This window comes from Anaerobiospirillum sp. NML120511 (assembly GCF_023050955.1).
GTDB lineage: Bacteria > Pseudomonadota > Gammaproteobacteria > Enterobacterales > Succinivibrionaceae > Anaerobiospirillum.
In genome coordinates, this window is record NZ_JALKIK010000097.1 from 1 (window position 1) to 2,191 (window position 2,191).

General features: G+C 43.7%; 1 protein-coding gene. It reads left to right on the plus strand.

The window, feature by feature from the left end; genetic code table 11:
* Positions 1 to 349 precede the first annotated feature (349 nt).
* Positions 350 to 1,912, plus strand: a complete 1,563-nt coding sequence (locus tag MXE39_RS12785) for a hypothetical protein (RefSeq protein ID WP_246977839.1) — start codon at positions 350 to 352, stop codon at positions 1,910 to 1,912.
* Positions 1,913 to 2,191 lie beyond the last annotated feature (279 nt).

Below are 2,191 nucleotides of genomic sequence, written 5' to 3' on the forward strand. Positions count from 1 at the left end.
CATGTAGACCGACAATTTGATTAGTCTGTTTAAAAACAAACCATCAATGCCATAGATTTAAATTTATATAAGAAATTGAGGGAGGATAAAATAGTGTAGTTTTATAGGCAGGGATCTTTGCAGCCAGCTGCTGATGAGCATTGGCTAAAGATTGACATTGAAAGGCCGATTTATATTAAGAGTTGCCCGTCTTAAAGGCTTGGGCAACACAAACAAAAAAAAAGGCCTACATTATATGTCAAAATCCAAGAACAAGCACCATAAAAATAAACTTAGCCCCCAGAAAAGAGCACGGAAACGAGCTTCTCGCCGTGCTGAATGTCACAGACATTTCATTCCGAGCGGATGTATGTTGTTAAACGCAGCAAATATCTACTCCTTATATGGGAAAGTGCCTGAGATTACCCGCCTTTTTGCCTCTGAGCTAATCCAAAAGCTTCTCTATGAAAACGGTTACGAGCCTAAGGAGTACCGTAAGTCATTATGGCAGACCATGTCATTCTTTATACTTTCTCTAGTGTTTGCAGCGCTGGCAGGCCGCGCCTCCATTGCGCATATGTACTTTGAATATCAAAATGTATGTGCCATGGCAGGAGTAAGACCTGCGTCCCAGCGAACTGTAGAACGCAGTATGGAGCAAGCAGAGTCAATTTCAGCTGCTATGGAAGTTCTGACCAATAAATTCATCAATGTCTATAAAAAGTTGGTCGATGATCTCGATGGCATAACCATTGGCGAAGCTATTTCTCAGGTGGTTAAGAAACTGGGAAATATCGACAAAATACGACTCAATGATGGATGTGAGTTCAGGATTGCACGTGAGGTCAATGAAGGTGACTGCAAAGGTACTGTAGCTGCTGGACGCAAAATTCATGCATCAATGAGCCTTGAATCCAACTCCTTCGACCTCTTAAGTATTGGCGGAGCTACTTCCAATGAGCGTGAAGCTTTTGTAGCTAACACTGAGTCACAGCAGGGAGGCTGTACTCTTGATCTTCTGGATGCCGGCTATAACTGTGACAAGGTAAAACGGAGCATCAATGACCGAGGCGACAAGTTTATCATCAAGGGAAAAAACAGCTCAAATCCTTTGGTTGTGAAAATCACCAGGTACGAAGCCCGCGCCGACTCCATGGGTAACTACAAAATAGTACCAGGCGGTTCAGATGTAGACCTTACATCTCCTACCAAACTTAAGGAACTGCTAAAGATCAGGAAAGTGGTTCCTTATGAGGTTATCAATGGCATTATTGTTGGCTATTGCTACGACCTGCTGTTATCAGATGGTTTCAGACTTATCTTGATATACAACCCTAATAACAAGGGGTTCAAGACCAGTAACAGCGCAAGCTGCTGGGGCTTCCTTGATACCAGTCTTTCCGATGTTTTCGACCTTCTGGCTGTTGCCAGTCTTTACCGACTGAGGTGGCAGATTGAAATCATGTTTCTTTCGCACAAGAGTCTTGGCGCAATCGGCAGCGGTCCCGACTCAAACAGGCACACTGGCGATATCTTTGTTTATGCGACCATGATCGCTCACTTGCTCAAGCTTTATATGGCCTACAAATCCACTAATGACCACCTTATCAGGACGGCGCATAAAGAGGTCTTCTCCGAGTCATGCAGCGAATCATCCCCAACAGGTGAAAGAGCAGACATTATGAAAGTGTCGATGCAGAAAGCAGCTGCCCATCTCGGATGTCCAGTTTATATCTGGCTCCTGTGTGTTCTTAACAGGGCTGATATGGTTACAGAGAAAACTATATATCAGCAAACAGAAGCCATCAGTGAGGCCGTTGCTTCTGCCGTGTGCTATAGCCGAGTATCCGCAGATATCATGGCCTCTGGCAAGTCGATTTTCGCAACCATGAAGGTGCTGGACCAATGTATTGGCCATGCCGATACAGGCTAATGCAGCATCTTGCCTAGCTTTATCAACTGAATGATCATAACTGAGGTGTTGCCACGGTTAGGCCCTCTACGCCTTGGATTTATCCGAGTTCAATGTTCTATTGTGTTGATATAAATGTATCGATGATTGTTATGGTCTGTCTTGCACATTCAAGCATAAAGTGTGAACTCGATCACCTGCAAAGGATAATATAGTGTAGTTTTATTCCAATTCAAATTAATCGATGACAGCAGAATTATGTGCTGTTTTTTCTTAAGGACCGAATTGTCGGTCTACATG